Source organism: Sporichthya polymorpha DSM 43042, assembly GCF_000384115.1.
GTDB classification, from domain to species: domain Bacteria; phylum Actinomycetota; class Actinomycetes; order Sporichthyales; family Sporichthyaceae; genus Sporichthya; species Sporichthya polymorpha.
In genome coordinates, this window is record NZ_KB913029.1 from 5,105,909 (window position 1) to 5,128,354 (window position 22,446).

15 protein-coding genes are annotated in these 22,446 nt (G+C 72.3%); 6 read left to right on the plus strand and 9 right to left on the minus strand.

Going from position 1 to position 22,446, the window contains the following annotated elements; genetic code table 11:
- Positions 1–76: 76 nt before the first annotated feature.
- The 3 genes from SPOPO_RS0124650 to SPOPO_RS0124660 are packed head-to-tail and all read left to right on the plus strand — an operon-like array spanning position 77 to position 3,013.
- Positions 77–319, plus strand: a complete 243-nt coding sequence (locus SPOPO_RS0124650) for an acyl carrier protein (RefSeq protein WP_019877849.1) — start codon at positions 77–79, stop codon at positions 317–319.
- Between the two features lie 48 nt (positions 320–367).
- Entirely contained in the window at positions 368–1,609 is a 1,242-nt protein-coding gene (gene fabF / locus SPOPO_RS0124655) for a beta-ketoacyl-ACP synthase II (protein WP_019877850.1), read from the plus strand.
- Positions 1,610–1,624: 15 nt separating this feature from the next.
- Entirely contained in the window at positions 1,625–3,013 is a 1,389-nt protein-coding gene (locus SPOPO_RS0124660) for an acyl-CoA carboxylase subunit beta (RefSeq protein ID WP_019877851.1), read from the plus strand.
- A 64-nt stretch (positions 3,014–3,077) separates the two neighbouring features.
- Here the strand turns inward: SPOPO_RS0124660 and SPOPO_RS0124665 are convergent, their stop codons facing one another.
- From SPOPO_RS0124665 to SPOPO_RS31505, 3 genes are all read right to left on the minus strand, one after another.
- Positions 3,078–3,578: a DUF3145 domain-containing protein gene (locus SPOPO_RS0124665; protein ID WP_084671527.1), complete on the minus strand. Its 501-nt coding sequence runs from the start codon at positions 3,576–3,578 to the stop codon at positions 3,078–3,080.
- Between the two features lie 198 nt (positions 3,579–3,776).
- On the minus strand, positions 3,777–6,395 hold the full coding sequence (locus tag SPOPO_RS0124670; RefSeq protein WP_156870221.1) for a putative bifunctional diguanylate cyclase/phosphodiesterase: 2,619 nt from the start codon (positions 6,393–6,395) through the stop codon (positions 3,777–3,779).
- Positions 6,392–8,371, minus strand: coding sequence for a S8 family serine peptidase (locus tag SPOPO_RS31505; protein ID WP_019877854.1), 1,980 nt, complete (start codon positions 8,369–8,371; stop codon positions 6,392–6,394). The genes SPOPO_RS0124670 and SPOPO_RS31505 overlap by 4 nt, the downstream gene beginning before the upstream one ends.
- 215 nt (positions 8,372–8,586) lie before the next feature.
- Between SPOPO_RS31505 and hrpA the strand changes: the two genes are divergently transcribed.
- Positions 8,587–12,567, plus strand: a complete 3,981-nt coding sequence (gene hrpA / locus SPOPO_RS0124680) for an ATP-dependent RNA helicase HrpA (RefSeq protein ID WP_019877855.1) — start codon at positions 8,587–8,589, stop codon at positions 12,565–12,567.
- A gap of 12 nt (positions 12,568–12,579) precedes the next feature.
- Here hrpA and SPOPO_RS31510 read toward each other — a convergent pair whose 3' ends face one another.
- Together SPOPO_RS31510 and SPOPO_RS0124690 are read right to left on the minus strand one after the other, a co-directional pair.
- Positions 12,580–14,040, minus strand: a complete 1,461-nt coding sequence (locus SPOPO_RS31510) for a fused MFS/spermidine synthase (protein WP_019877856.1) — start codon at positions 14,038–14,040, stop codon at positions 12,580–12,582.
- A complete protein-coding gene (locus tag SPOPO_RS0124690) occupies positions 14,037–15,515 on the minus strand; it encodes a DUF7059 domain-containing protein (protein WP_019877858.1) in 1,479 nt (492 codons plus the stop codon). The genes SPOPO_RS31510 and SPOPO_RS0124690 overlap by 4 nt, the downstream gene beginning before the upstream one ends.
- Positions 15,516–15,565: 50 nt before the next feature.
- Here SPOPO_RS0124690 and SPOPO_RS0124695 point away from each other — a divergent pair, with 50 nt between their 5' ends.
- On the plus strand, positions 15,566–15,877 hold the full coding sequence (locus tag SPOPO_RS0124695) for a hypothetical protein (RefSeq protein WP_019877859.1): 312 nt from the start codon (positions 15,566–15,568) through the stop codon (positions 15,875–15,877).
- A gap of 10 nt (positions 15,878–15,887) precedes the next feature.
- Here SPOPO_RS0124695 and SPOPO_RS0124700 read toward each other — a convergent pair whose 3' ends face one another.
- Complete coding sequence (locus tag SPOPO_RS0124700; protein ID WP_019877860.1) at positions 15,888–16,481, minus strand: TetR/AcrR family transcriptional regulator; 594 nt, start codon at positions 16,479–16,481, stop codon at positions 15,888–15,890.
- Positions 16,482–16,566: 85 nt separating this feature from the next.
- Here SPOPO_RS0124700 and SPOPO_RS0124705 point away from each other — a divergent pair, with 85 nt between their 5' ends.
- The gene (locus SPOPO_RS0124705) at positions 16,567–17,880 is read left to right on the plus strand and encodes an MFS transporter (protein WP_019877861.1); all 1,314 of its coding nucleotides are present in this window, start codon (positions 16,567–16,569) and stop codon (positions 17,878–17,880) included.
- A 236-nt stretch (positions 17,881–18,116) separates the two neighbouring features.
- Here the strand turns inward: SPOPO_RS0124705 and SPOPO_RS0124710 are convergent, their stop codons facing one another.
- From SPOPO_RS0124710 to SPOPO_RS0124720, 3 genes are all read right to left on the minus strand, one after another.
- Complete coding sequence (locus SPOPO_RS0124710) at positions 18,117–20,996, minus strand: vitamin B12-dependent ribonucleotide reductase (protein WP_084671846.1); 2,880 nt, start codon at positions 20,994–20,996, stop codon at positions 18,117–18,119.
- Positions 20,997–21,161: 165 nt separating this feature from the next.
- On the minus strand, positions 21,162–21,620 hold the full coding sequence (gene nrdR, locus SPOPO_RS0124715; protein ID WP_019877863.1) for a transcriptional regulator NrdR: 459 nt from the start codon (positions 21,618–21,620) through the stop codon (positions 21,162–21,164).
- 361 nt (positions 21,621–21,981) lie between these two features.
- A complete protein-coding gene (locus SPOPO_RS0124720) occupies positions 21,982–22,392 on the minus strand; it encodes a LysM peptidoglycan-binding domain-containing protein (protein ID WP_019877864.1) in 411 nt (136 codons plus the stop codon).
- Positions 22,393–22,446 lie beyond the last annotated feature (54 nt).

Below are 22,446 nucleotides of genomic sequence, written 5' to 3' on the forward strand. Positions count from 1 at the left end.
TGACCTGGTCGGCCGTGCCGGCACCGGTAGTTCCCCAAGCCCACCCGATCACCGCAGAACGACAGGAGAGCACCGCATGGCATCCGAGGACGAGATCATCGCCGGTCTGGGCGAGATCGTGAACGAGATCGTCGGCATCCCGGCGGAGGACGTCCAGCCGGACAAGGCCTTCATCGAGGACCTGGACATCGACTCGCTGTCGATGGTCGAGGTCGTCGTCGCGGCCGAGGAGCGCTTCGGCGTGAAGATCCCGGACGACGAGGTCAAGAAGCTCGTGACGGTCGGCGACGCGGTGTCCTACATCGCGTCCAACGCCTGATCGTCGTTCGCTGATCGGGTTCTGAGCCGGAGAGGGTGGAGAAAGCGCATGAGCACACGGACCGTCGTGGTCACCGGAGTCGGGGCGACCACGCCCCTGGGTGGCGACGCGCGGACGACGTGGTCCGCGCTTCTCGCCGGCCGCTCCGGCGTCCGTTCGTTGACCGAGGAGTGGGCCGCCGACCTGCCGGTGCAGATCGCCGCGCGGGTCGCGGTCGACCCCTCCGAGGTGATGGACCGCGTCCAGGCCCGGCGCCTCGACCGCGGTGGGCAGATGGCCGTGATCGCCGCCCGCGACGCGTGGGCGGACGCGGGCGGTGACGACGTCGGCGTCGAGCCCGAGCGGCTCGGCGTCGTGGTCGCCTCCGGCATCGGCGGCATCACCACGCTGCTCTCCGCGTACGACACCCTGAACGCCAAGGGCGCCCGGTTCGTCTCGCCGCTCGCGATCCCGATGCTCATGCCGAACGGCCCGGCCGCCGCGATCGGCCTCGAGCGCACCGCGCGCGCCGGTGTGCACACCCCGGTCTCGGCCTGCGCGTCCGGCGCCGAGGCGATCGCGATGGGCGCGGACATGATCCGCGAGGGCCGCGCCGATGTCGTCCTCGCCGGCGGCACCGAGGCCTGCATCCACCCGCTGCCGATGGCGGCCTTCGCGGCCATGAAGGCGATGTCGACCCGCAACGACGAGCCGGAGCGGGCCTCGCGTCCCTACGACAAGGCGCGCGACGGCTTCGTCCTCGGTGAGGGCTCCGGTGTCATCGTGCTGGAGTCCGAGGAGCACGCGCGCGCTCGCGGCGCCCGGATCTACTGCGCCGTCGCCGGCGCGGGCATGAGCTCCGACGCCCACCACATCGCGCAGCCTGAGCCCGACGGCGCCGGCGTCACCCGCGCCCTGCAGTTCGCGCTGGAGAACTCCGGCATCACCGCCTCCGACCTCAAGCACGTCAACGCGCACGCGACGTCCACGCCGCTCGGCGACGTCGCCGAGATCCTCGCCCTCCGCAAGGTGTTCGGCTCCGCCCTCGACTCGGTCGCGGTCTCCGCCACCAAGTCGATGACCGGCCACCTGCTCGGCGCCGCCGGTGCCGTCGAGGGCGTCGCGACCGTCCTCGCCGTCGCCGAGCGCAAGGCCCCGCCGACGATCAACGTCGACGACCCCGACGACGACGCCGACATCGACATCGTCCGCGTCGAGCCCCGGGAGCTCCCCTCGGGCCCCATCGCCGCCCTGAACAACTCCTTCGGCTTCGGCGGCCACAACATCTGCGTAGTCTTCACGTCGGTCTGACCCTAGGGTCAGCTTGTGAGCGACCCGCGGGATCCGATCGACCGTCTCGCGCGGTTGCTCGACCCCGGGTCGATCGACCTGTGGTGGGACGGCGCGGAGAGCGGGTTCCGCGCCGCCAACGGGACCGTCGAGTCCTCCCCCGTCGTCGCCTTCGCGGCCGACCCGGCGCGCATGGGCGGCGCGATGGGGATCGAGGGGTCCGGGCTGATCGAGGCCGTGTACCGCAAAGCGACGGACCATCAGATTCCGGTGATCGGGATCTGGCACTCCGGCGGGGCGCGTCTGACCGAGGGTGTCGCGGGCCTGCACGCCGTCGGGCGGATCTTCGCGGCGATGACGGCCGCGTCGGGGCGCGTCCCGCAGATCTCGCTCGTCCTCGGTCCCGCGGCCGGTGGCGCGGCCTACGGGCCGGCGCTGACCGACCTCGTCGTGCTCGGTCCCGACGGACGGGTCTTCGTCACCGGCCCCGACGTCGTCGCGACCGTCACCGGCGAGAACGCGGACATGGCGCTGCTCGGCGGCCCGGAGCCGCACGGGCGAACGTCCGGCGTCGTCCACGTCGTCGCGCCCGACGACGCCGCGGCCTTCACGGCCACCCGCACGCTGACCGCGCTGCTCGCCCGGCCCGGCCGGCTCGACCTCGACGCGGTCAACGACACCGACCTCGCCGCCGGGCTGCCGACCGAGGCCCGCCAGGTCTACGACGTCCGCCCCTTGACGGAGCGTCTGCTCGACGCCGGGACCGCCGTCGAGCTACAGCCGGAGTGGGCACCGAACATCGTGACGACCCTGGGCCGGCTCGGCGGCCGCACCGTCGGCGTCGTCGCGAACAACCCGCAACGACTCGGCGGCTGCCTGGACTGGCCGTCGGCCGAGAAGGCGGCGCGCTTCGTCCGGATGTGCGACGCGTTCGGGATCCCGCTGGCCGTCTTCGTCGACACCCCCGGCTACCTGCCCGGCGTCGGCCAGGAGTGGGACGGCGTCGTCCGCCGCGGCGCGAAGCTGCTGCACGTCTTCGCCGCGACCGCCGTCCCCCGCGTGACCGTCGTCCTGCGCAAGGCGTACGGCGGGGCCTACATCGCGATGAACTCCCGCTCGCTCGGTGCGACGCGCGTCTTCGCCTGGCCCGGCGCCGAGATCGCCGTGATGGGTGCGGTGGCCGCGGTGCGGATCCTGCACCGGCGGGCCCTCGCCGCCGCCGACGAGGCCGAGCGCGCCGCTCTCGAGACGACCCTGGCCGCCCAGCACGCCCGCGACGAGGGCGGGGTCGACGCGGCTCTCGCGGCCGGGATCGTCGACGAGGTGATCGCTCCGGCGCGCACGCGCACCGCCGTCGCCCGGGCCCTCGCCGCTGCCCTCAGCGACCCTCCCGTCCGCGGCGCACACACGAACATGCCGCTGTGAACAGCCGTTGCGTCCGACGATGTGGTCGCTGTTGCAGCCACATCGTCGGACGCAACGAGGAGATTCAGCCGACCTGGTGCAACCAGCGGACGGGGGCCCCGTCGCCGGCGTAGCGGAAGGGCTCGAGCTCGTCGTCCCAGGGCTGACCCAGCATCAGGTCGACCTCGTCGGCGAGGTCGCAGTCCTCGGTCTCCCGGGCGCGGTTCATCGCGGCGCGGAGCCGGTCCTCTCCGATCATGATGTCCCCGTGGACGCCGATGACGGCGTGGAACATGCCCAGGCTCGGGGTGCAGCTGTAGCGGGCACCCTCGTGGCCGCCCACCGGCTCCTCGGTGACCTCGTAGCGCAGCTGGTTCCAGCCACGCAGCGCGGAGGCCAAGGCGGCCGCTGTGCCGCGCTCCCCCTGCCAGGACAGCTCGGCTCGCCACTGCGACGGCGCGGCCGGTTGCGGCGTCCAGTCGAAGTTCACCGAGACGCCGAGAACTCCCGCCACGGCCCATTCGACGTGCGGGCACATGGCGGACTGAGCGGAGTGGATGTACAGCACTCCACGAGTGGTCGTCACGTGTTTCCTCCTGGCTGGACTCGGCTCGAGATACGCCTTCCCCTGCGGTCTCGACGTGCCAGTTCGGGAAGAACAGATGACGCCGATGTCATTTTGCCCGACATCGGGACCAAGATCGCAACTCCCCCGCGGCGTGTCGGCCGGCGGATGTCGCGAATTCCCAGGTGAGCGACCGAGTCAGCCCGGTGAAAAGGAGTACTAGGCCGCCGCGTGCGAGCGGGGGCGGCGACCGCCGGGGAGCAGCGGCCGGGGGCCGTTGAGGTCCTCGTTGTAGCGGTCGAGCCAGGCCGGGAACTCGGCCGCGGGCATCGGGCGCGAGATGTGGTACCCCTGCGCCTGCCCGACGCCGAGCTCCTGGAGGCGGGCGAAGACGTCCGAGTCCTCGACGCCCTCGGCGACGGTCTGCATGCCGATGTTGCGCGCGAGGTCGGCGACCGAGCGGACGATCGTGAGCACCCGCGGGTCGCTCTCGATCCGCGAGGTGAACTCGCGGTCGATCTTGATCTCGTTGACCGGGAGTCGGCGCAGGTACGCCAGGGACGAGTAGCCGGTGCCGAAGTCGTCGATGGAGAGCCGGACGCCGAGCGCGTTGAGGCGCACCAGCACGTCGATCGCCTGCGGGCTGTCCGCCATCAGGGACGTCTCGGTGATCTCGAGGGTCAGCAGGTGCGCGGGGACGTCGTGGCGGGCGAGCACCGACGAGACCGTCTCGGCGAACGAGGTGTCGCGCAGGCTGCGCGGCGAGACGTTGACGGCGACGCCGGCCTCGATGCCGCGGCGCAGCCACGCCGAGCACGCCGAGAGCGAGGAGTCGAGCATCGCCTCGGTGAGCGGGCCGATCATGCCGTTGGCCTCGGCCACCGGGAGGAACTCGGCCGGGCCGCGGATGCCGTCGACCGGGTGCCGCCAGCGCGCGAGGGCCTCGACGCCGACGATCGAGCCGTCGACCAGGGACGCCTTCGGCTGAACCCAGGCCTCGATGCCGCCGTCCTTGATGGCCGCGCGCAGTTCGCCGACCAGCGCCAGCCGGCTGGGGTTGGCCGCCTCCTGCAGACCCTCGTCGTAGAAGCGCACACCGCCGCCGTTGGCCTTGGCCGCGTACATCGCGACGTCCGCGCGCTTGAGCAGACCCGACACGTCCTCGCCGTGCAGCGGGGCCATCGCGACGCCGATCGAGGCGGAGACCTCGACCGAGACGCCGTCGAGCCGCATGGGCGCCGCCAGGGAGTCGACCATCGCCTGCGCCATCGACGCGGCCTCGGCCGGGCTCGCGACATCGGTGAGCAGAACGGCGAACTCGTCCCCACCGAGCCGGGCGACGAGCGCCCGCGTACCGGCCACCTCGACGAACTGGCGCGCGACGTCCCGGAGAAGTTGGTCGCCGTGCTGGTGGCCGAGGGTGTCGTTGACCTCCTTGAAGCCGTTGAGGTCGCTGATCATCACCGCGCAGCCGACCGACGTGCCGAGGCGGACGGCGGCGATCGCGGCGTCGAGTTCCTGCTGGAGCAGGTGACGGTTGGGCAGGCCGGTCAGGGTGTCGTGGTGCGCCTCGTGCGAAAGGCGGGCGATCAGCGAGCCGGACTTCAGCGCGACGCCGGCGTGGTTGGCGACGGTCTCCAGCAGGCGGACGTCACCGGCGTCGAAACCGCGGACCTCGCCGAGGCGGTTGCCGACCGAGAGCGTGCCGACGATGACGCCGTCCATGTGCAGCGGGACGACGATGGCCTCGCGCAGGCCGTGCTCGGCCAGGTACTCCTTCTCGGCGGCGTCCTTGGTCGTGCGCGCGAGCAGCACCGAGCGACGCTCGCGCCGGACGCGGGCGACCACGGGGTCGGCGTCGAAGGCGGCGAGGCCGACCTCGGCGACCCCGTCGCGCTGGACGCCGTCGGGGAGCAGACTCATGCGGGCCGGCGCCAGACCGCCCGGGAAGTCGAAGGACAGGAACTCGGCGCGGTCGCTGCGCAGCAGCTGACGGGCCTGGGCCAGGACCGAGCGCAGGACGGTGTCGACGTCGTGCGCGCCGGAGACGACCTCGGAGAAGTGGTACAGCTGCTCCAGGCTCTCGTGCCGCTCACGCAGCGACGCGTAGGCGCGGTAGCCGAGCAGCAGCAGCGCGCCGGCGGCCTCGACGAGGAACGCGCTGCGGACGTCGTACGTGACCGCGGTGGCGGCGACCAGGCCGACGGTGCCGACGGCGGCGGCCAGCGTGCCGGCGCTCGCGACCTCGCGGGCCATGCGGGAGATCTTGATGCGGCCCTCGTAGCAGGCGATCGCCATCGTGGTGATCGTCGCGTCGAAGGAGCCGGCCGCGACCAGCGCCGCGAAGGCGGCGGCCCACGCCTCGGGGCCGGCCTCCTGGCCGTTGAAGGCCAGCGACCAGATCGTCAGGGCCAGCGCGCCGGAGGCGAAGACCAGGGCGGTGTTGAACGCGACCTTGATCGGGGCCTGGCGGCGGTGGAAGACGAAGATCAGCAGCGAGCCGACGACGCGGCCGATGAGCAGCCCCTCCGGGCCGGCCATGAACAGGCCGACGACCAGCGGGATCTCGGACAGCGAGACCGTCTGCGCCTCACGGCGGATCTGGATGTGCAGCACGACCATCTCGGCCACGCCGAACATCAGGACCATCGCCCACCAGGGCAGGTGGGTCGGACCGGGGGCCTTGTCCTCCAGCGCCGGCGACCAGACCAGCAGCGCGGTGCCGGTCGCGAGCAGGAACACGATGAGCCCGAGGATCCGGGTCCCGCGGGCCGTCAGCAGGGCGGCCAGACCGCGACGGGAAGCCCCCCGCCGCTCCACTGCCCGCGTCCCTGTCACTGCCAGTCTCCTCCGGCGAAGTCCGTACCTGCCCAGGTACGCCCAGCCCATGAGACGCCGGCCCAGGTGCGTCCGTTCCACGTTCCACCGGCCCAAGTCCGGCCATTCCAGGACCCATCCGCCCAAGTCCGGCCGGCCCAGGTCCGTCCGGCCCAGGTGCGACCCAGCCATTCGGTGGATGCCCAGGTGCGCCCGGCCCAGGTCCGGCCCGCCCACGTGGAGCCGTTCCAGGTGCCGCCGTTCCAGGCGTGACCGGCGGCGGCAGCCTTCGCATGGGTCGCGGAGTTGAACGGTTTGCCGAAGATGTCCCGTTCGCCGGTCAGCGGTTTCCCGTCGAGCTCGAGGTGATCCTGCCCACGTGCGCCCTCGAGCGTCCCGGTGCCCTTGGCCCGCGGGGCGGTGACCCGGCCGTTCAGCAGACCGTTGAGCAGCCCGGCCGCCGGCTCGATGAGGTTGCCGACCAGCGGCGGGGACGTCAGCGCGGCAACGAGGGCCGGGACGCCGAGCTGCAGCAGCCCGTGCCCCTGGGCCCGCGGGTCGGCGACGACGAGGCCGAGGCCGAGCGTCGCCGTCAGGAGCTTGACCTGCTCCGGGGTGAGGTTCGGGCGGGCGGAGATCAGCGCCGCGATCGCCCCGGACGCGACCGCCGCCGCCTGCGACGTGCCGCTGCCGCGGAAGAATCGGCCGGCGAAGGCGCCCTTCTCCCCGTACGCGGTGTCGATGTACGAGCCGGGGACGCGCAGGCTCTGGACGCTCTTGCCCGGCGCGACGATGTCGGGGTTGCGCTTGCTGTCCCCGCGCGAGGAGAACTCCGGGATCGTGTCGTCGAGCGTCGAGGCCGTGCCCTTGGTGTCGTCCGCACCGACGGCGAGGATGTGGGGGTTGCGCGCCGGGTTCGTCAGGCGGCCGTCGGCGAAGCCGGAGTTGCCGGCCGACACCACGACGACGATGCCCTTGCGCCAGGCGACCTCGACCGCGTGGGCGAGCGGGTCGACGACGTAGTCCTGGGTCCCGTCGGTGCCGAAGCTCAGGTTGAGGACCCGGATGTTCATCCCGGGGTCCTTCGCGTGCTGCACGACCCAGTCGATCGCCGCGAGGATCTGCGAGACGTCGGTCGCGCCGTGGGCGTCGGCGGCCTTCACACTGATGATGCGCGCGTCCGGCGCCATGCCGGCGAAGCCCTCGCACGAGCCCGACTTCTTGGTGTCGACGCTCGCGTCCTTGCCGGCGATGATCCCGGCCATGTGGGTGCCGTGGCCGAACGTGTCGAGATAGCGGGTGCTCGAGTTCTGCGACTCGGGCGTCAGGTCCGGACCGTGGATCACCTTTCCGGGCGCGTTCAGCCCGGGGACCGGCGCGACCCCGGAGTCGATCAGCGCGACGTCGACGCCCTGGCCGGTCCCGCCCTGCCGCCACATCGGCCGGACCCCGACCAGCTTCGCGATGTTGCACAGCGAGTTCGGGTCCGCCGCGGCGTCGTAGGACTGCCCGGCTCCCCCGTCGTGCGTCGGTCCCGCGGGGGTGCTCTTCGGCTTCGCCTTGGTGCCGGTCGACTTCGTCGGCTTTCTCGTCGGGGACGCCGTCGGGGGCTTCGACGCGTTCTTCGGGGAAGTCGTCGTTCCGGGCGCCGGGGTGGCGGTCGCACCCGCGGGGGCGGGGACGTCGACGTCCGGGGTCAGGGCGGCGACGCGACCATCGGCGGCGAGGGCGGTGGCGGCGTCGGCGTCGAGGCGCACGGCGGCGCCGTCGAGAGAGTCGAACTCGCCGGTGACGGTCCCGCCCGCGGCGCGGACGTCGCGGAGCACGTCGTCCAGCTCGCCGGACTGGGCCCGCAGGACGTAGTCGCCGGCCGGGAGGCGCTCGGGGTCGGGCGACGGGGCGACCGCGACGACGGCGGCCGCGACCAGGGCGATCCCGGACAGACCGGCGACGAGGACGGACGCGCGCGGACCGGTTCTGCGGGCCCTGCGCGCCATTGCCGTGCCTCCCCTGGTGCGTCCTCCGGGCAAGGAGGACGTAGGGAGGATCGGTCCGCCCCGCCGGTCACTTGAGCGTCGCGGCGCTCCAACGTGAGGAGGTTTCGAACCGGCCCCGTCAGGCGCGGCACAGATCACCGCCCGCACCGCCCCGAAAGCGCAGTACGGCACCGAAATTTTGCTTCCGCGGGTGCCGTAGTGCACTTTCGGGAGTAATGGCCCGCCAGACACCCCTCGACCCCGAGACCCGAGCGCAGCTCCGCGCGCTGCGGGAGCAGCTGGACACCCTGACGCTGCGTGACGCGCACCGGCTCGGCCGCCGGCTGGACGCGCTGCGCCGGCGCACGGAGCCGGCGGCCCTGGCGAAGCTGACCGACGACGTCGCGACCGCCGCGGTGCGGGCCGAGCTGCGGGCGACCGCGCGGCCGGAGATCACGTATCCCGAGGAGCTGCCGATCAGCGCCCGGCGGGACGACATCGCCGCGGCGATCCGCGACTCCCAGGTCGTCGTGGTCGCCGGCGAGACCGGGTCGGGCAAGACGACGCAGCTGCCGAAGATCTGCCTCGAGCTCGGCCGCGGCGTCCGCGGGCTGATCGGCCACACGCAGCCGCGGCGCCTCGCGGCGCGGACCGTGGCCGACCGGATCGCCGACGAGCTCGGCACGAACCTGGGTGAGACGGTCGGGTACCAGATCCGCTTCACCGACCGGGTCGGCGAGAACACGCTGGTGAAGCTGATGACCGACGGCATCCTCCTGGCCGAGATCCAGCGCGACCGGCGGCTCCTCGGCTACGACACCCTCATCATCGATGAGGCGCACGAGCGCAGTCTCAACATCGACTTCATCCTCGGCTACCTGCGCCAGCTGCTGCCCGCGCGGCCGGACCTGAAGATCGTCATCACCTCCGCGACCATCGACCCCGAGCGGTTCGCGCGGCACTTCGCCTCCCCCGGCGGCCGGCCGGCGCCGATCATCGAGGTGTCCGGCCGGACCTACCCGGTGGAGGTCCGCTACCGCCCGCTGGTCTCGGACACCGAGAACGAGCGCCGGGACGACCGCGCCGAGCCGCACGACATGCCCGCCGGGGTCTGCGACGCCGTCGAAGAGCTCTTCCGTGAGGGGCCGGGCGACGTCCTGGTCTTCCTCTCCGGCGAGCGCGAGATCCGGGACACTGCCGACGCCCTGCGGGGCCGGCTCCGACCTGACGCACGGTCAGGCCTGCCGGTGGAAATCTTGCCCCTCTACGCCCGGCTGTCGAACGCGGACCAGCACCGGGTGTTCGCGCCGCACTCCGGCCGGCGGGTGGTGCTCGCGACCAACGTGGCCGAGACGTCGCTGACGGTGCCGGGGATCCGGTACGTCGTGGACGCCGGCACCGCGCGCATCTCCCGGTACAGCACGCGCCGCAAGGTGCAGCGGCTGCCGATCGAGGCGATCTCGCAGGCCTCGGCGAACCAGCGCGCGGGTCGCTGCGGTCGTGTCGCCGAGGGCATCTGCGTCCGGTTGTACTCGGAGGAGGACTACCTCGGCCGACCGGAGTTCACCGAGCCGGAGATCCTGCGGACGAACCTGGCGAGCGTCATTCTGCAGATGACGGCGATCGGGCTGGGGGACGTCGCGGCGTTCCCGTTCGTCGACCCGCCGGACCGGCGCAGCGTCGCGGACGGCGTCGCGCTGCTGGAGGAGCTCGGAGCGCTGACGCCCGCGGGCGCGCTGACGCCGGTCGGGCGGAAGCTGGCCCAGCTGCCGGTGGACCCGCGGATCGGGCGGATGATCCTCGAGGCCGACCGGTACGGCGTGCTGCGCGAGGTCATCATCATCGCGGCGGCGCTGTCGATCCAGGACCCGCGCGAGCGCCCGGTCGAGGCCCAGGAGGCCGCGCGCGCCAAGCACGCGCGCTTCAATGACCCGACGTCAGATTTTCTTGCCTACCTGAACCTGTGGACCTACCTGCGCGAGCAGCAGCGGGAGCTGTCCTCCGCGAAGTTCCGCAAGCTCTGCGCAGCGGACTACCTGCACTACCTGCGGGTGCGCGAGTGGCAGGACCTCGTCGCGCAATTGCGGGAGGTGGCGGGGCAGATCGGGCTGCGCTGGAACTCGAACCCCGGCGACCCGCAGAAGGTCCACCTCGCGCTCCTGACCGGGCTGCTGACGCAGATCGGGAACCAGGACGTCGACGGCGCGAAGGGCTCGTCGCGGGAGTTCGTCGGCACCCGCAACACGCGGTTCTCGATCTTCCCCGGATCGGCGCTGGCGAAGAAGCCGCCGAAGTGGGTGATGGCGGCCGAGCTCGTCGAGACCTCCCGGCTGTTCGCCCGCACGGTGGCGAGGATCGAGCCGGAGTGGGTCGAGCCGCTCGCGGAGCACCTGGTCAAGCGGAACTACTCCGAGCCGCACTGGGAGCGCAAGCGCGGCGCCGTCGTCGCCTACGAGCGCGTGACGCTGCACGGGCTGACGTTGGTCGCGGGACGCAAGGTCGACTACGCGCGCATCGATCCCGGCCTGTGCCGCGAGTTGTTTCTCCGGCACGCGCTGGTCGAGGGCGGCTGGGAGACCCACCACGCGTTCTTCGCGCACAACCAGGCGCTCCGGGAGGCGGTCGAGGAGCTGGAGCACCGGTCGCGCCGGCGCGGCCTGGTCGTCGACGACGAGACGCTGTTCGCGTTCTACGACGCGCGGATCCCCGACGACGTCGTCTCGGCGCGGCACTTCGACGCCTGGTGGAAGAAGACGCGGCGCACGCAGCCGAACCTGCTCGACGCGGACCCGGAGCTGCTGCTCTCCGACCGCGGGAGCACGGTGTCCCGCGACGACTACCCGGACACGTGGACCGCGCGCACCGCCGCGGGGCCGGAGACGTTCGCGCTCAGTTACCAGTTCGAGCCGGGGACGGACGCGGACGGCGTCACCGTGCTCATCCCGCTCTCGGTGCTGAACCGCGTCTCCCCCGTCGGGTTCGACTGGCAGGTGCCGGGCCTGCGTTCCGAACTCGTGACGGCGCTGATCCGCTCGCTGCCCAAGCCGATCCGGCGCAGCTTCGTCCCCGCGCCGGACCACGCCGCCGCCGTTCTGCCGCGGCTCGACCCGAACGCCGGCGAGCCGATCACGACCGCGCTGGAGCGGGAGCTCGGCGCGCGCAACGGCGTCCCCATCGACCCGGAGGATTGGGACTGGGAGCGCGTCCCGCCCCACCTGCGCATGACGTTCCGGGTCGAGGACGAGCGGGGCAAGGCGCTCGGCGAGGGCAAGGACCTCGCCGCGCTCGCGGCGCAACTCGCGCCGACGGTGGCGTCGATGGTCGCCGCCGGCGCCGCGGCGCTGGAGCAGCCGGCGCTCGCCGGGTGGCCGGACCTGCCCGCGGGGGCGGTGCCGGAGACCTACTCCCGCGTCCAGGACGGGCGCGTGGTCGAGGGCTACCCCGCCCTCGTCGACGAGAACGGCACCGCCGCACTGCGCGTGCTGCCGGACGCGCAAGCCGCGCGCGCGGCGATGGCCGGCGGGGTGCGGCGGCTGCTGCTCACCGAGGTCAGTCCGCCGGTGAAGGCGGTGCTCGGCCGCCTGCCGAACCGGGCCAAGCTCGCGCTCGCGGCCGCCCCCCACGAGAACGGATCGGCGTTGTTCGCCGACTGCGCCGACGCCGCGGTGGACGCGATCGTCGCGGCCCACGGTGGTCCCGTGCGCGACGCCGCCGGGTACGCCGCACTGCTCGCCGCGGTGCGGGCCGAGCTGCCGGCGCGGTTCGAGGCGGTTGTGGGGCAGGTCGTCACGATTCTGACGGTTGCTCAGGAAGTGGACGCCGCGCTCGCCCGCGCCGGCGACTCAGCGTCCGTCCTCGACATGCGGGCGCAATACACCGGGCTGCTCCACCCCGGCTTCGTCGCCGAGGCCGGGGCCGACCGGCTCCCCCACGTCGCCCGCTACCTGCGCGGCATCGGCCGCCGGCTCGACAAGCTGAACGAGAACCCCGAGCGTGACGCCGCCCGGATGGCCCAGGTCGCACAGCTGTCGCGCGAGTACGCCGACCTCGTCGCCGCCCTCCCGCCGGCCCGGCGCACCGACCCCGACGTCGTCGCGATCCGCTGGATGCTCGAGGAGCTCCGGATCAGCCTGTTCGCCCAGACCCTCGGCACCGCCCACACGGTCTCCGAGAAGCGGATCCTCGCCGCCATGGACGCCGCCGAGTCCGCGGGATGAGGTCCCGCCGGGTCAGCCGGCGGGGACGGTGATGAGCTGGTCGACGGGGGCGAAGTCGTCGCGGAGGACCTCGGCGTCGCGGGCGAACTGGGTGACCTGGGGGCCGGTGCGGACGGCGAACTGGCCGACGTTGTTCTCGATCGCGTCGGCGAAGGCCGGGAGCGGAGCGTCGGAGGCGACGATCACGATGTTGCCGCCGCCGGTGGAGTCGAAGACCGCCGGGTAGGAGACGAGCGCGACGTGGCGGAACACCGAGGCGACGGTCGCGACCTCGGCCCGGGCGAAGTCGGCGGGCCAGTAGTCGATGACGTTGACCAGGTACAGGCCGTCGGGGCCGACCACGCGGCGAACGTCCTCCACGACCTCACGGGTCGTCAGGTGCCACGGGACCGCGATGCCGCCGAAGGCGTCCATCACCACGGCGTCCCAGGAGTTGTCCGGCTGGGCGGTGAGAGCGGTCCGGCCGTCGCGGATCGAGACCTCGATGCCGTCCCCGGTGACGAGCCCGAGCTCCTTGCGGTCGATGTCGATGACGCCGGAGTCGATCTCGACGATCAGGTTGTCGCTGCCGGGCCGGGTGGCGTCGACGTACCGCGGCAGGGTCGCGCCGCCACCACCGATGTGCAGCGCGCGCACCGGCTGCCCCGGCGGGCGCAGCGCGTCGAACACGGCGCCGAGCGTGCGGATGTAGGCGAACTCCAGATGGGTCGGGTCGGCAAGGTCGACGTACGAGTGGCGCAGGGTGTCGAGCTGCAGGACGCGGCCGGTCGGTCGGTCCGGGTCGACGACGACCTTCGCGCAGTGGTACGCGGTCTCGGTGTCGCACGGTTGCGGAGCGATCACGAACGCGCCCGCGCCGATCACCGCCGCGCTGGTACCGCCCGCGGCCGCGGCCTTGAGCTGGGTCCGCGCGGCCACCGCGATGCCGAGCACGATCAGCCCGATGCCGAGGGCGTAGAAGATCCGCGACGTCGGGGCCGAGGAGACCAGCACGAACCCGGTGACGAAGGTGCCGACCAGCGCGCCCACCGTCCCCGTCGCGGACAGCATGCCGACGACCGACCCGGTCTTGTCGAGCGTGCCGAGCTGGGTCTTCACGACCATCGGCGTCACCGCGGAGAGCAACGCCGCGGGGAACAGCACGGCGATCGCGGCCATCGTGAGCACGGCCCCGTCGTCGTTGCCGGTGATCGCCTCGCCGGTCGCGCGGATGGCCGGGACGATCAGCAGCGTCAGGCCGCCGGCGGCGATGATGGCCGGGCCGATCATCTTCCGCGGGTCCCAGCGGTCGGCCGCGACGCCGCCGAGCCAGGACCCGAGCGCGATCGCCGCGAGGGCGAACCCGATGACGGCGGTGCTCACCTCGAGTGTGATGCCGGCGTAGGGCGCGACCAGCCGGAGGCTGAGGATCTCCAGGACGAGAACCGCCGCCGAGCTGACGAAGACCAGGACGCCACCGAGGAGCGGGCTCATCGGCGCGCCTCCCCCGGGACGAGGAAGCCCTGGTCGACCAGGTCGCGGATCTGCGGCAGCAGCCGGGTCCGCATCGCGTCCTCCTCCTCGTCGAGCAGGGTCGCGACGGCGTCGACCAGCACGCCGGCGGGCGCCTGCCCGGTGCACGCGCCGACCAGGGCGGCGGTTGCGGTGTCGACCTGCACCGCCCGCCGCAGCCCGTGCGCCTGCCGGAGCACGACGTGCTGCGGGTCCTCCGCGCCCGGGTCGCCGATCAGCTCCTGCGTGACGTCGTCCGCGACGATCAGACGGGACGTCAGCAACGTGGCGTCGTCGCGGGTCCGCAGCCAGGAGACGCGGTCGAAGGCGTCGGCGACGTGCGGGCCGAGCGGGGTCTCGACGGCGTGCGGCCAGTCCTCGACGCGGTGGGTTCCGGTCGCCTCGGTGCGCCGCAGGCAGATCCAGCCGAAGCCGATCCCCTCGACCTGCTCCGCCTCCAGCGCGGTCAGCCAGGCGTCGTAGCGGTCGCGGTAGTCCGGCCCGGCGACGTCGCCGGCGTCGTGCAGCCAGAGCGAGACGTAGGCGGCCGGGTCGAGGATCTCCCGCTGCAGCGCCCACGCGTCGCAGTTGCCGGGCAGCCAGGCGCCGACGCGGTCGCGCCAGTCCTCGCCGCGGCGGTGGACCCAGTTCGCGAGGACCTGGCACCAGCCACCCTCCGACAGGTACCCGGGTGCCGCGCCGACAAGGCGCCGGCAGAGCTCGTCGCCCGCGAGCCCGCCGTCGCGGTACGTGCGCTGCCCGTCGCCGGCCCCGATCACGAACGGCGGGTTGGAGACGATCAGGTCGAAGCTCTCCCCCGCGACCGGGTCGAACAGCCCGCCCTCGCGCAACTCCACCGAGACCCCGGACAGGGCCGCCGACAGCGCCGCCAGCTCCAGTGCGCGCGGGAGGACGTCGGTGGCCACGACGGATCGCGCGTGCCGAGTCAGGTGCAGGGCCTGGACGCCGCAGCCGGTGCCCAGATCCAGGGCCCGCTCGACCGGGTGACGCACCGTCAGCTCCGCCAGCGACACCGACGCGCCGCCGACACCGAGGACGTGGTCGGCGGGAACCGGCCGGACGTTCCCGTCCAGCCCGGAGCCGAGGTCGGAGACGACGTAGAAGCCCTCGTCGTGGGGTCGGGCGTCGAGCCGGGCCCGGACCTCGTCGCCGGCGGTCTCGACCAGCCCGAGCCGCGTCGCGGCGTCCAGCGGCAGCGTGAGATCGGCGGCCGCGACGGTGTCCTGGAGCAGGAACAGACGGACCAGCGCGGCGAGCGGCGATGAGGCCGCGCGGGCGGCCCGGCGGGCTGGCACGGTCTCGTGCCGGGCGAGGGCCAGCTCGGCGACGGAGCCGAGCAGGTCGAAGACGCCGTCGGTGGTGTAGTCGGCCGCGGCGAACGCCTCCCGGATCCGGTCGATGTCCTGCGCGGTCTCGGGGTCGTTCAGCGCGATCACGCGTCCATCTTGGTCCCCCGTGCCGGGGTTCCGGCTGGCAGGATGAGCTCGTGGCCTCCAAGGACGAGATCGACCGGCTGATCGCCGAGGCGGACGCCGCCCTCGGTCGGCCGCCGGCGGCTCCTCCGGTCCGGTCCCGGCGTGAGCCGGCACCCGTCGCCGACGCCGCCGTCGAGCGTCCCCCGGGCCGGTTCGAGGCGTCGCTGAAGGTCTCCGCCGTCTCCGGCGGGGTTGCGGCCGCACTGGTGTTCGCGACGTTCGCCGTGCTGCCGTTCCTCGGCGCGTTCTCCGGCGCCGCCGGGGCGTTCGTCGCGACGTTCGCGATCGTCCTCGGGCAGCGACTGTTCCGCCGGAAGACGTGAGCCGGCGCCTCTAGCGGGGTGCGTTGTCGATGACCAGCTCGGCAAGGGCGCGGGCCCGGACCGCCGCGCTCGGGTCGACCGGATTCTGCGCGCCCACGATGCCGCCGTCGAAGATCAGCACCAGCTGGTCCGCGAGCGCCTCCGGGTCGGCGACGCCGAGAGCGGTGGCGTCGGAGAGGAAGCACTGCCGGGTCTCGGCGCGGGCCTGACCCAGGACCTCGTTGACGGTCGCGTCGGTGCGCGCCTCCCCGGTGGCGGCGAGGAACGGGCACCCGCGCCAGTGCGGGCTGTGGGCGAGTTCGTCGAACGCGTCGAAGACCGCGAGCAGACGCGCCCGGGGGTCGGTGTGCCGGCTGCGGTGCCGCTCGATGCGCCGCGCGCGGGCCTCGCGGCGACGGTCCAGATAGGCCCGGATGAGGCCGTCCTTGCTCCCGAACGCGCTGTAGAGGCTGGCCTTGGCCACGCCGGCGTGCTCGATGACGCGGTCGATCCCGACCGTGTTGACGCCCTCCGCGTAGAACAACTCGTCCGCGGCGCGCAGGAGCCGCTCGCGCGCGGACGGTGCCCGCTCCGGGGCGTTCCGGTCCGGCGTGACGGTGCTCATACCGGTTGACTCTAACAGACAGGTCTGTCTACCATCAACGGGCCAGACAGACCTGTCTGGTGAGCCCAGGCGAAGGACCATCTCGATGGCCGCGACCGCTCCGCCCGCGTCGTCCGCACCGGCGTCGACCCGTTTCCGTCTGTCGGACGGGGCCGCGTTCGCGCTGCTCTGCTCGATGGCCCTGGCGTTCCTCGCCGCCGCGAGCGCGCCGACCCCGCTGTACTCCGTGTACCAGGAGGAGTGGGGCTTCTCCGCGATCACGACGACGGTCGTCTTCTCCGTCTACGCCGCCTCCGTCCTCGGAGCGCTGCTCACCGTCGGGTCGCTGTCGGACCACATCGGCCGGCGGCCGCTGCTGTTCGGCGCGCTGGGCGCGCAGGTCGTCGCACTGGTGCTGTTCGCGGTCGCGGAGAACGTCGAGACGCTGATGGCCGCGCGGTTCATCCAGGGCATCTCGACGGGCGCCGCGATCGGCGCGATCGGCGCGGGTCTGCTCGACCTCAGCAAGCTCCGCGGCGCGACCGCGAGCGCCGTCGCCCCGATGGTCGGGACCGGTGCGGGCGCCGTCGTCTCCGGCATGTTCGTGCAGTGGCTGCCGGCACCGGAGCACCTGATCTACGTCGTCCTGCTCGGCGTCTTCGTGCTGCAGGCGGTCGGCGTCGCGTTGATGCGCGAGACCGTCACCCCGAAGCCGGGCGCGCTCGCCTCTCTCAAGCCGCAGTTCGCGCTGCCGCCCGCGGCCCGACGGCCGCTGGTCGCCGCGGCACCTGCGATGGTGGCGTGCTGGTCGATGGCCGGGCTCTACGGCTCGCTCGGCCCGGCGCTGGTCCACCGGATCACCGGGTCGGTCAACCACGTCTACGGCGGCGGGGCGCTGTTCGTCCTCGCCTGCAGCGGCGCAGTCGCGGTGCTCGCGCTGGCGAACACCCAACCGCAGACCTCCATGGTTCTCGGCACCGCCGCGCTGTTCGCCGGCGTCGGGCTGACGATGCTCGCCGGCGACGTCTCCAGCCTCGGGTTCTTCTTCGCCGCGATCGTCGCGGGCGTCGGCTTCGGCGCCGCGTTCCAGGGCGCGCTGCGGTCGGTGGCGATGGTCGCCGGACCGCACGAGCGCGCGGGCGTGATCTCGGTGCTGTTCGTGATCTCCTACGTCGCCTTCGGCGGCCCCGCGATCGTCGCCGGCGTCCTGGTCGTCGAGACCGGCGACATCATGGCGACCTCGTACTACTACGGCTCCGCGGTCATGGTACTGACCGCGTTCGCCCTGATCGCTCTCGTCCGGCAGACGCGGGCGGCGGCCGTCGCGGCTGCGGGTGCGGTCCCGGCCGAGGACACCTGCGGCGCCCGGGTGGTCGGCGCCCTCCGACCCGTCCCCTCCCCGGAGTTCGACGCGGCCTGAGCTCGTCTTCTCCGGCGCGGCGCGCCCATCCGGGCCTGGGGATGGGCGCGCCGCGCCGGAGTAGTTGAGCCCGACAGGCGCGGCGCGCGGGAGAAGTTGGAGTTAAGACCGGAGGGGCGGTCCCGCCCGTTGGGACCGCCCCTCCTCTTACGCTCAGCCGCCGATCGTGCCACCGTCCGTCGGCTGATGTTTTCTGCGGCTACCCGGAGGGGGGTCCGGGGCGCCGCAGAATCTTGTTACGAGCAACCGCTCGTGGAGCCGCAGCCCTCGCAGACGTAGCAGGAGCCGGCGGCGCGCATCTTCGTCCCGCAGGTGAGGCAGAGCGGGGCGTCGGCGGTGCGGCCCTGCTGGGCCTCGATCAGCTCGGTGGTCGAGCCCGGGGCCTCCCAGGTGGCCGAGGCGCCACCGGTGGAGATGTCCACGGTCTCGATCGGAGCCGACTGCGCCATGGCCTCGACGTCGACGTCGTCGTCCTCGTCGTCGGCGAAGTAGGAACCGGTCTCCAGCTGCCGCGCCCGCTCCTCGGCGGTGTAGATGCCGAGTGCCGCGCGCTCCTCGGGGGCCATGTGGTCCAGGGCGAGGCGACGGAAGATGTAGTCCATGATCGAGGCCGCCATGCGGACGTCCGGGTCGTCGGTCATGCCGGCCGGGTCGAAGCGCATGTTGGTGAACTTCTGGACGTAGGTCTCCAGCGGGACGCCGTACTGCAGACCGATCGACACCGCGATCGAGAAGGCGTCCATCATGCCCGCGAGGGTCGAGCCCTGCTTGCTCATCTTGAGGAAGATCTCGCCCACGCCACCGTCGGGGAAGGCGGCCGAGGTCATGTAACCCTCGGCGCCGCCGACGGCGAACGAGACCGTCTTCGAGTCGCGAACCTTCGGCAGGCGCTTGCGGATCGGGCGGTACTCGATCTGCGTCGCCGGCGCGCTCTCCGACGTCGAGGCCTCCTCGGAGCCGGACTTCGAGGCCGACAGCGGCTGGCCGACCTTGCAGTTGTCGCGGTAGACCGCGAGCGCCTTGAGGCCGAGCTTCCAGCCCTGGAGGTAGACCTCCTCGATCTCCTCGATCGTCGCCGACTCCGGCAGGTTCACCGTCTTCGAGATCGCGCCCGAGATGAACGGCTGCACCGCGGCCATCATGTGCACGTGGCCCATCGCCTTGATGGCGCGGGCGCCCATCGCGCAGTCGAAGACCTCGTAGTGCTCCGGCCGCAGGCCGGGGGCGTCGATGACGTGGCCGTGCTCGGCGATGTGCTCGACGATCGCCTCGATCTGCTCCTCGTGGTAGCCGAGCTTGGCCAGCGCACGCGGCACGGTCTGGTTGACGATCTGCATCGAGCCGCCGCCGACGAGCTTCTTGAACTTGACCAGCGCCAGGTCCGGCTCGATGCCGGTCGTGTCGCAGTCCATCATCAGGCCGATGGTCCCGGTCGGCGCGAGCACCGACGCCTGGGAGTTCCGCCAGCCGTTCTCCGCACCGACGCGCAGACACTCGTCCCACGTCTTCGTCGCGAGCGCGAGGACCGAGCGGTCCATCTCGTCCAGCGACCGGATCGCGTCGTTCGCCGCCGCGTGCTTGCGCATGACGCGGGTGTGCGCGGACGCGTTCTGCGCGAAGCCCTCGTACGGCCCGACCACGCCGGCCAGCTCGGCCGAGCGCTTGTAGGCGGTGCCGGTCATCAGCGAGGTGATCGACGCCGCGAGGACGCGACCACCCTCGGAGTCGTAGCCGTGGCCGGTCGCCATCAGCAGCGCGCCGAGGTTGGCGTAGCCGATGCCGAGCTGACGGAACTTGCGGGTGGTCTCGCCGATCGGCTCGGTCGGGAAGTCCGCGAAGCAGATCGAGATGTCCATCGCGGTGATGACGAGCTCGACGACCTTCGCGAACTGCGCGGCGTCGAACGTGCCGTCGTTCCGGAGGAACTTGAGCAGGTTCAGCGACGCGAGGTTGCACGAGGAGTTGTCCAGGTGCATGTACTCGCTGCACGGGTTGGACGCAGTGATGCGGCCGCTCTCCGGGCAGGTGTGCCAGTCGTTGATCGTGCCGTCGTACTGGATGCCCGGGTCGGCGCACTCCCACGCGGCCTTCGCCATGGAGGTGAACAGCTCGCGCGCGTCGATGTTCTCGATGACCTCACCGGTCGTGCGCGACCGCAGGCCGAACGGGGCGCCGCTCTCGACCGCGCGCATGAACTCGTCCGTGACGCGCACCGAGTTGTTGGCGTTCTGGTACTGGACGCTGCTGATGTCCGAGCCACCGAGGTCCATGTCGAAGCCGGCGTCGCGCAGGACGCGGATCTTCTCCTCCTCGCGCGCCTTGGTCGAGATGAACTCGGCGATGTCGGGGTGGTCGACGTCGAGGATGACCATCTTCGCCGCGCGCCGCGTCGCGCCGCCGGACTTGATCGTCCCGGCGGAGGCGTCCGCACCACGCATGAACGAGACCGGACCGGACGCGGTGCCGCCCGAGGACAGCAGCTCCTTCGAGGACCGGATGCGCGAGAGGTTGAGGCCGGCTCCGGAGCCGCCCTTGAAGATCAGGCCCTCCTCCCGGTACCAGTTCAGGATCGAGTCCATCGTGTCGTCGACGGCGAGGATGAAGCAGGCGCTGACCTGCTGCGGCGCGGTGGTACCGACGTTGAACCAGACCGGGGAGTTGAACGAGAACACCTGGTGCAGCAGCGCGTGCGTGAGCTCGTGCTCGAAGACCTCCGCGTCCGCCGGGGTGGCGAAGTAGCCGTGCCGGACGCCGGCGTCGCGGTAGGTGTGCACGACGCGGTCGATGAGCTGACGCAGGCTCCACTCGCGCTGCTCGGTGCCGACGGCCCCGCGGAAGTACTTGGTGGTGACGATGTTCGCGGCGTTCACCGACCAGAACGACGGGAACTCCACGCCTTTCTGCTCGAAGATGACCGACCCGTCACGCCAGTTCGTCATGACGACGTCGCGACGCTCCCAGGACACCTCGTCGTAGGGGTGAGTGCCCGGGGTGGTGAAGATGCGCTCGATCGTCAGGCCGCGACGCTGCGCGCCCGCCTGACCCGACGCCTGGCCCGGCACCGAACCCGGCGCTGCTCCCCCGGCCTGCGCGGCCTGCGTCTCGCCGTTCACCATCTCGGTCACGTCGCTTCCTCTCGACTTCTCGTCGTCTGTTGGAACGTCCGGCGAGGCCGGTACATGCCATTCCCCGTGGTTTGTCGTTCAGGCCCGAAGGGGCCGGTGATGCTGGGTACTGCTGCTGTCCGGTGTGGCTGGTGATGCCCGGGTGGTGCGTGTCGCTCAGTACGTGAGGGCGCGTTCGGCGCGCAGCGCCGAGATCTCGGCCTCGAAGTCGGCCATCGAGTCGAAGTTCCGGTACACCGAGGCGAACCGCAGGTACGCGACCTCGTCGAGGGCCCGGAGCGGACCGAGGATCGCAAGACCGACCTCGTGCGCCGGGACGTCGGGGCTGCCGAGGCTCCGCACCGACTCCTCGACCTTGTGCGCGAGCAGCGCGAGGGAGTTCTGGTCGACCGGCCGGCCCTGGCAGGCCTTCCGGACGCCCGCCAGGACCTTGTCCCGGCTGAAGGGCTCGACCGCGCCGCTGCGCTTGACCACGTTCAGGCTGGCGACCTCGACGGTGGTGAAGCGCCGCTCGCACTGGCCGCACTGCCGCCGCCGGCGGATCGCCGTCCCGTCCTCGGCCGTCCGGGAGTCGACGACGCGGGTGTCCGCGACGCGGCAGAACGGACAGTTCACGAGGGCTCCCGAAACGCGAATCATGTGCGGATCCGGTCGCTTTCCCCGGGATCCTGTGGATGTTGCTGTTGAGAAGGTGTTGACCCCCTGAGCACAACGTGGGGACAACATGTGGGTAACTACAGCGATGTAACTACTAGATGTGGGAACCGTAGGCCCTTGAGACCACACGAGGCAAGACGGCGACGGGACCCGTTTCGGGGGACGGGCAGCGCCGCAGGTCAGAGCCGGTGAGGTCGCCGAAATTCGGGCGGAATCGGGCGTGTCCGGCGTGTTCCGGGAATCCGTCGTCGCCCGTCCCAGCCGTCACGGCCGTTGGGGACGAACGGTGACGAGTCAGTGACGGGGCCGTCACCCGCCGTCAGGGCAGGGCGATCCGCTGACCGGCCTGGATGCCGCCGTCGGGGAGCGCGTTGAGGCGGCGGATGGCCTCGATCGTGGCCCGCGGGTCGTCGTCCGGCGCCACCTCCTTGGCGATGCCCCACAGCGTCTGGCCGGGCTGGACGATCACGTACTCGTAGGACCGCGCCGGGCCGGCCTCCCCGCTCGCGCGGGTGGAGGTCGAGCCGAACAGCACCCCGCCGGCGAGCAGCGCCCCGAGGAAGAGCACCACCGCGACGAGACGGCCGCGCCGAGTCAGGCGCAGCGGAGCCGGGTGCGCGACGAGGCGCTCCAGCTCGGCCACGGTCGGTGTCGGCGTCGGTGTCGGCACCGACGTCGGGACCAACGTCAGGTGTGTGCGGTCGGTCGTGCGGTGCAGCGTGCCGTTCATGAGAATCCTCCTCCAGCCGTCCCCGTACGCTCGAACAGAGGTTCGATCGAACGT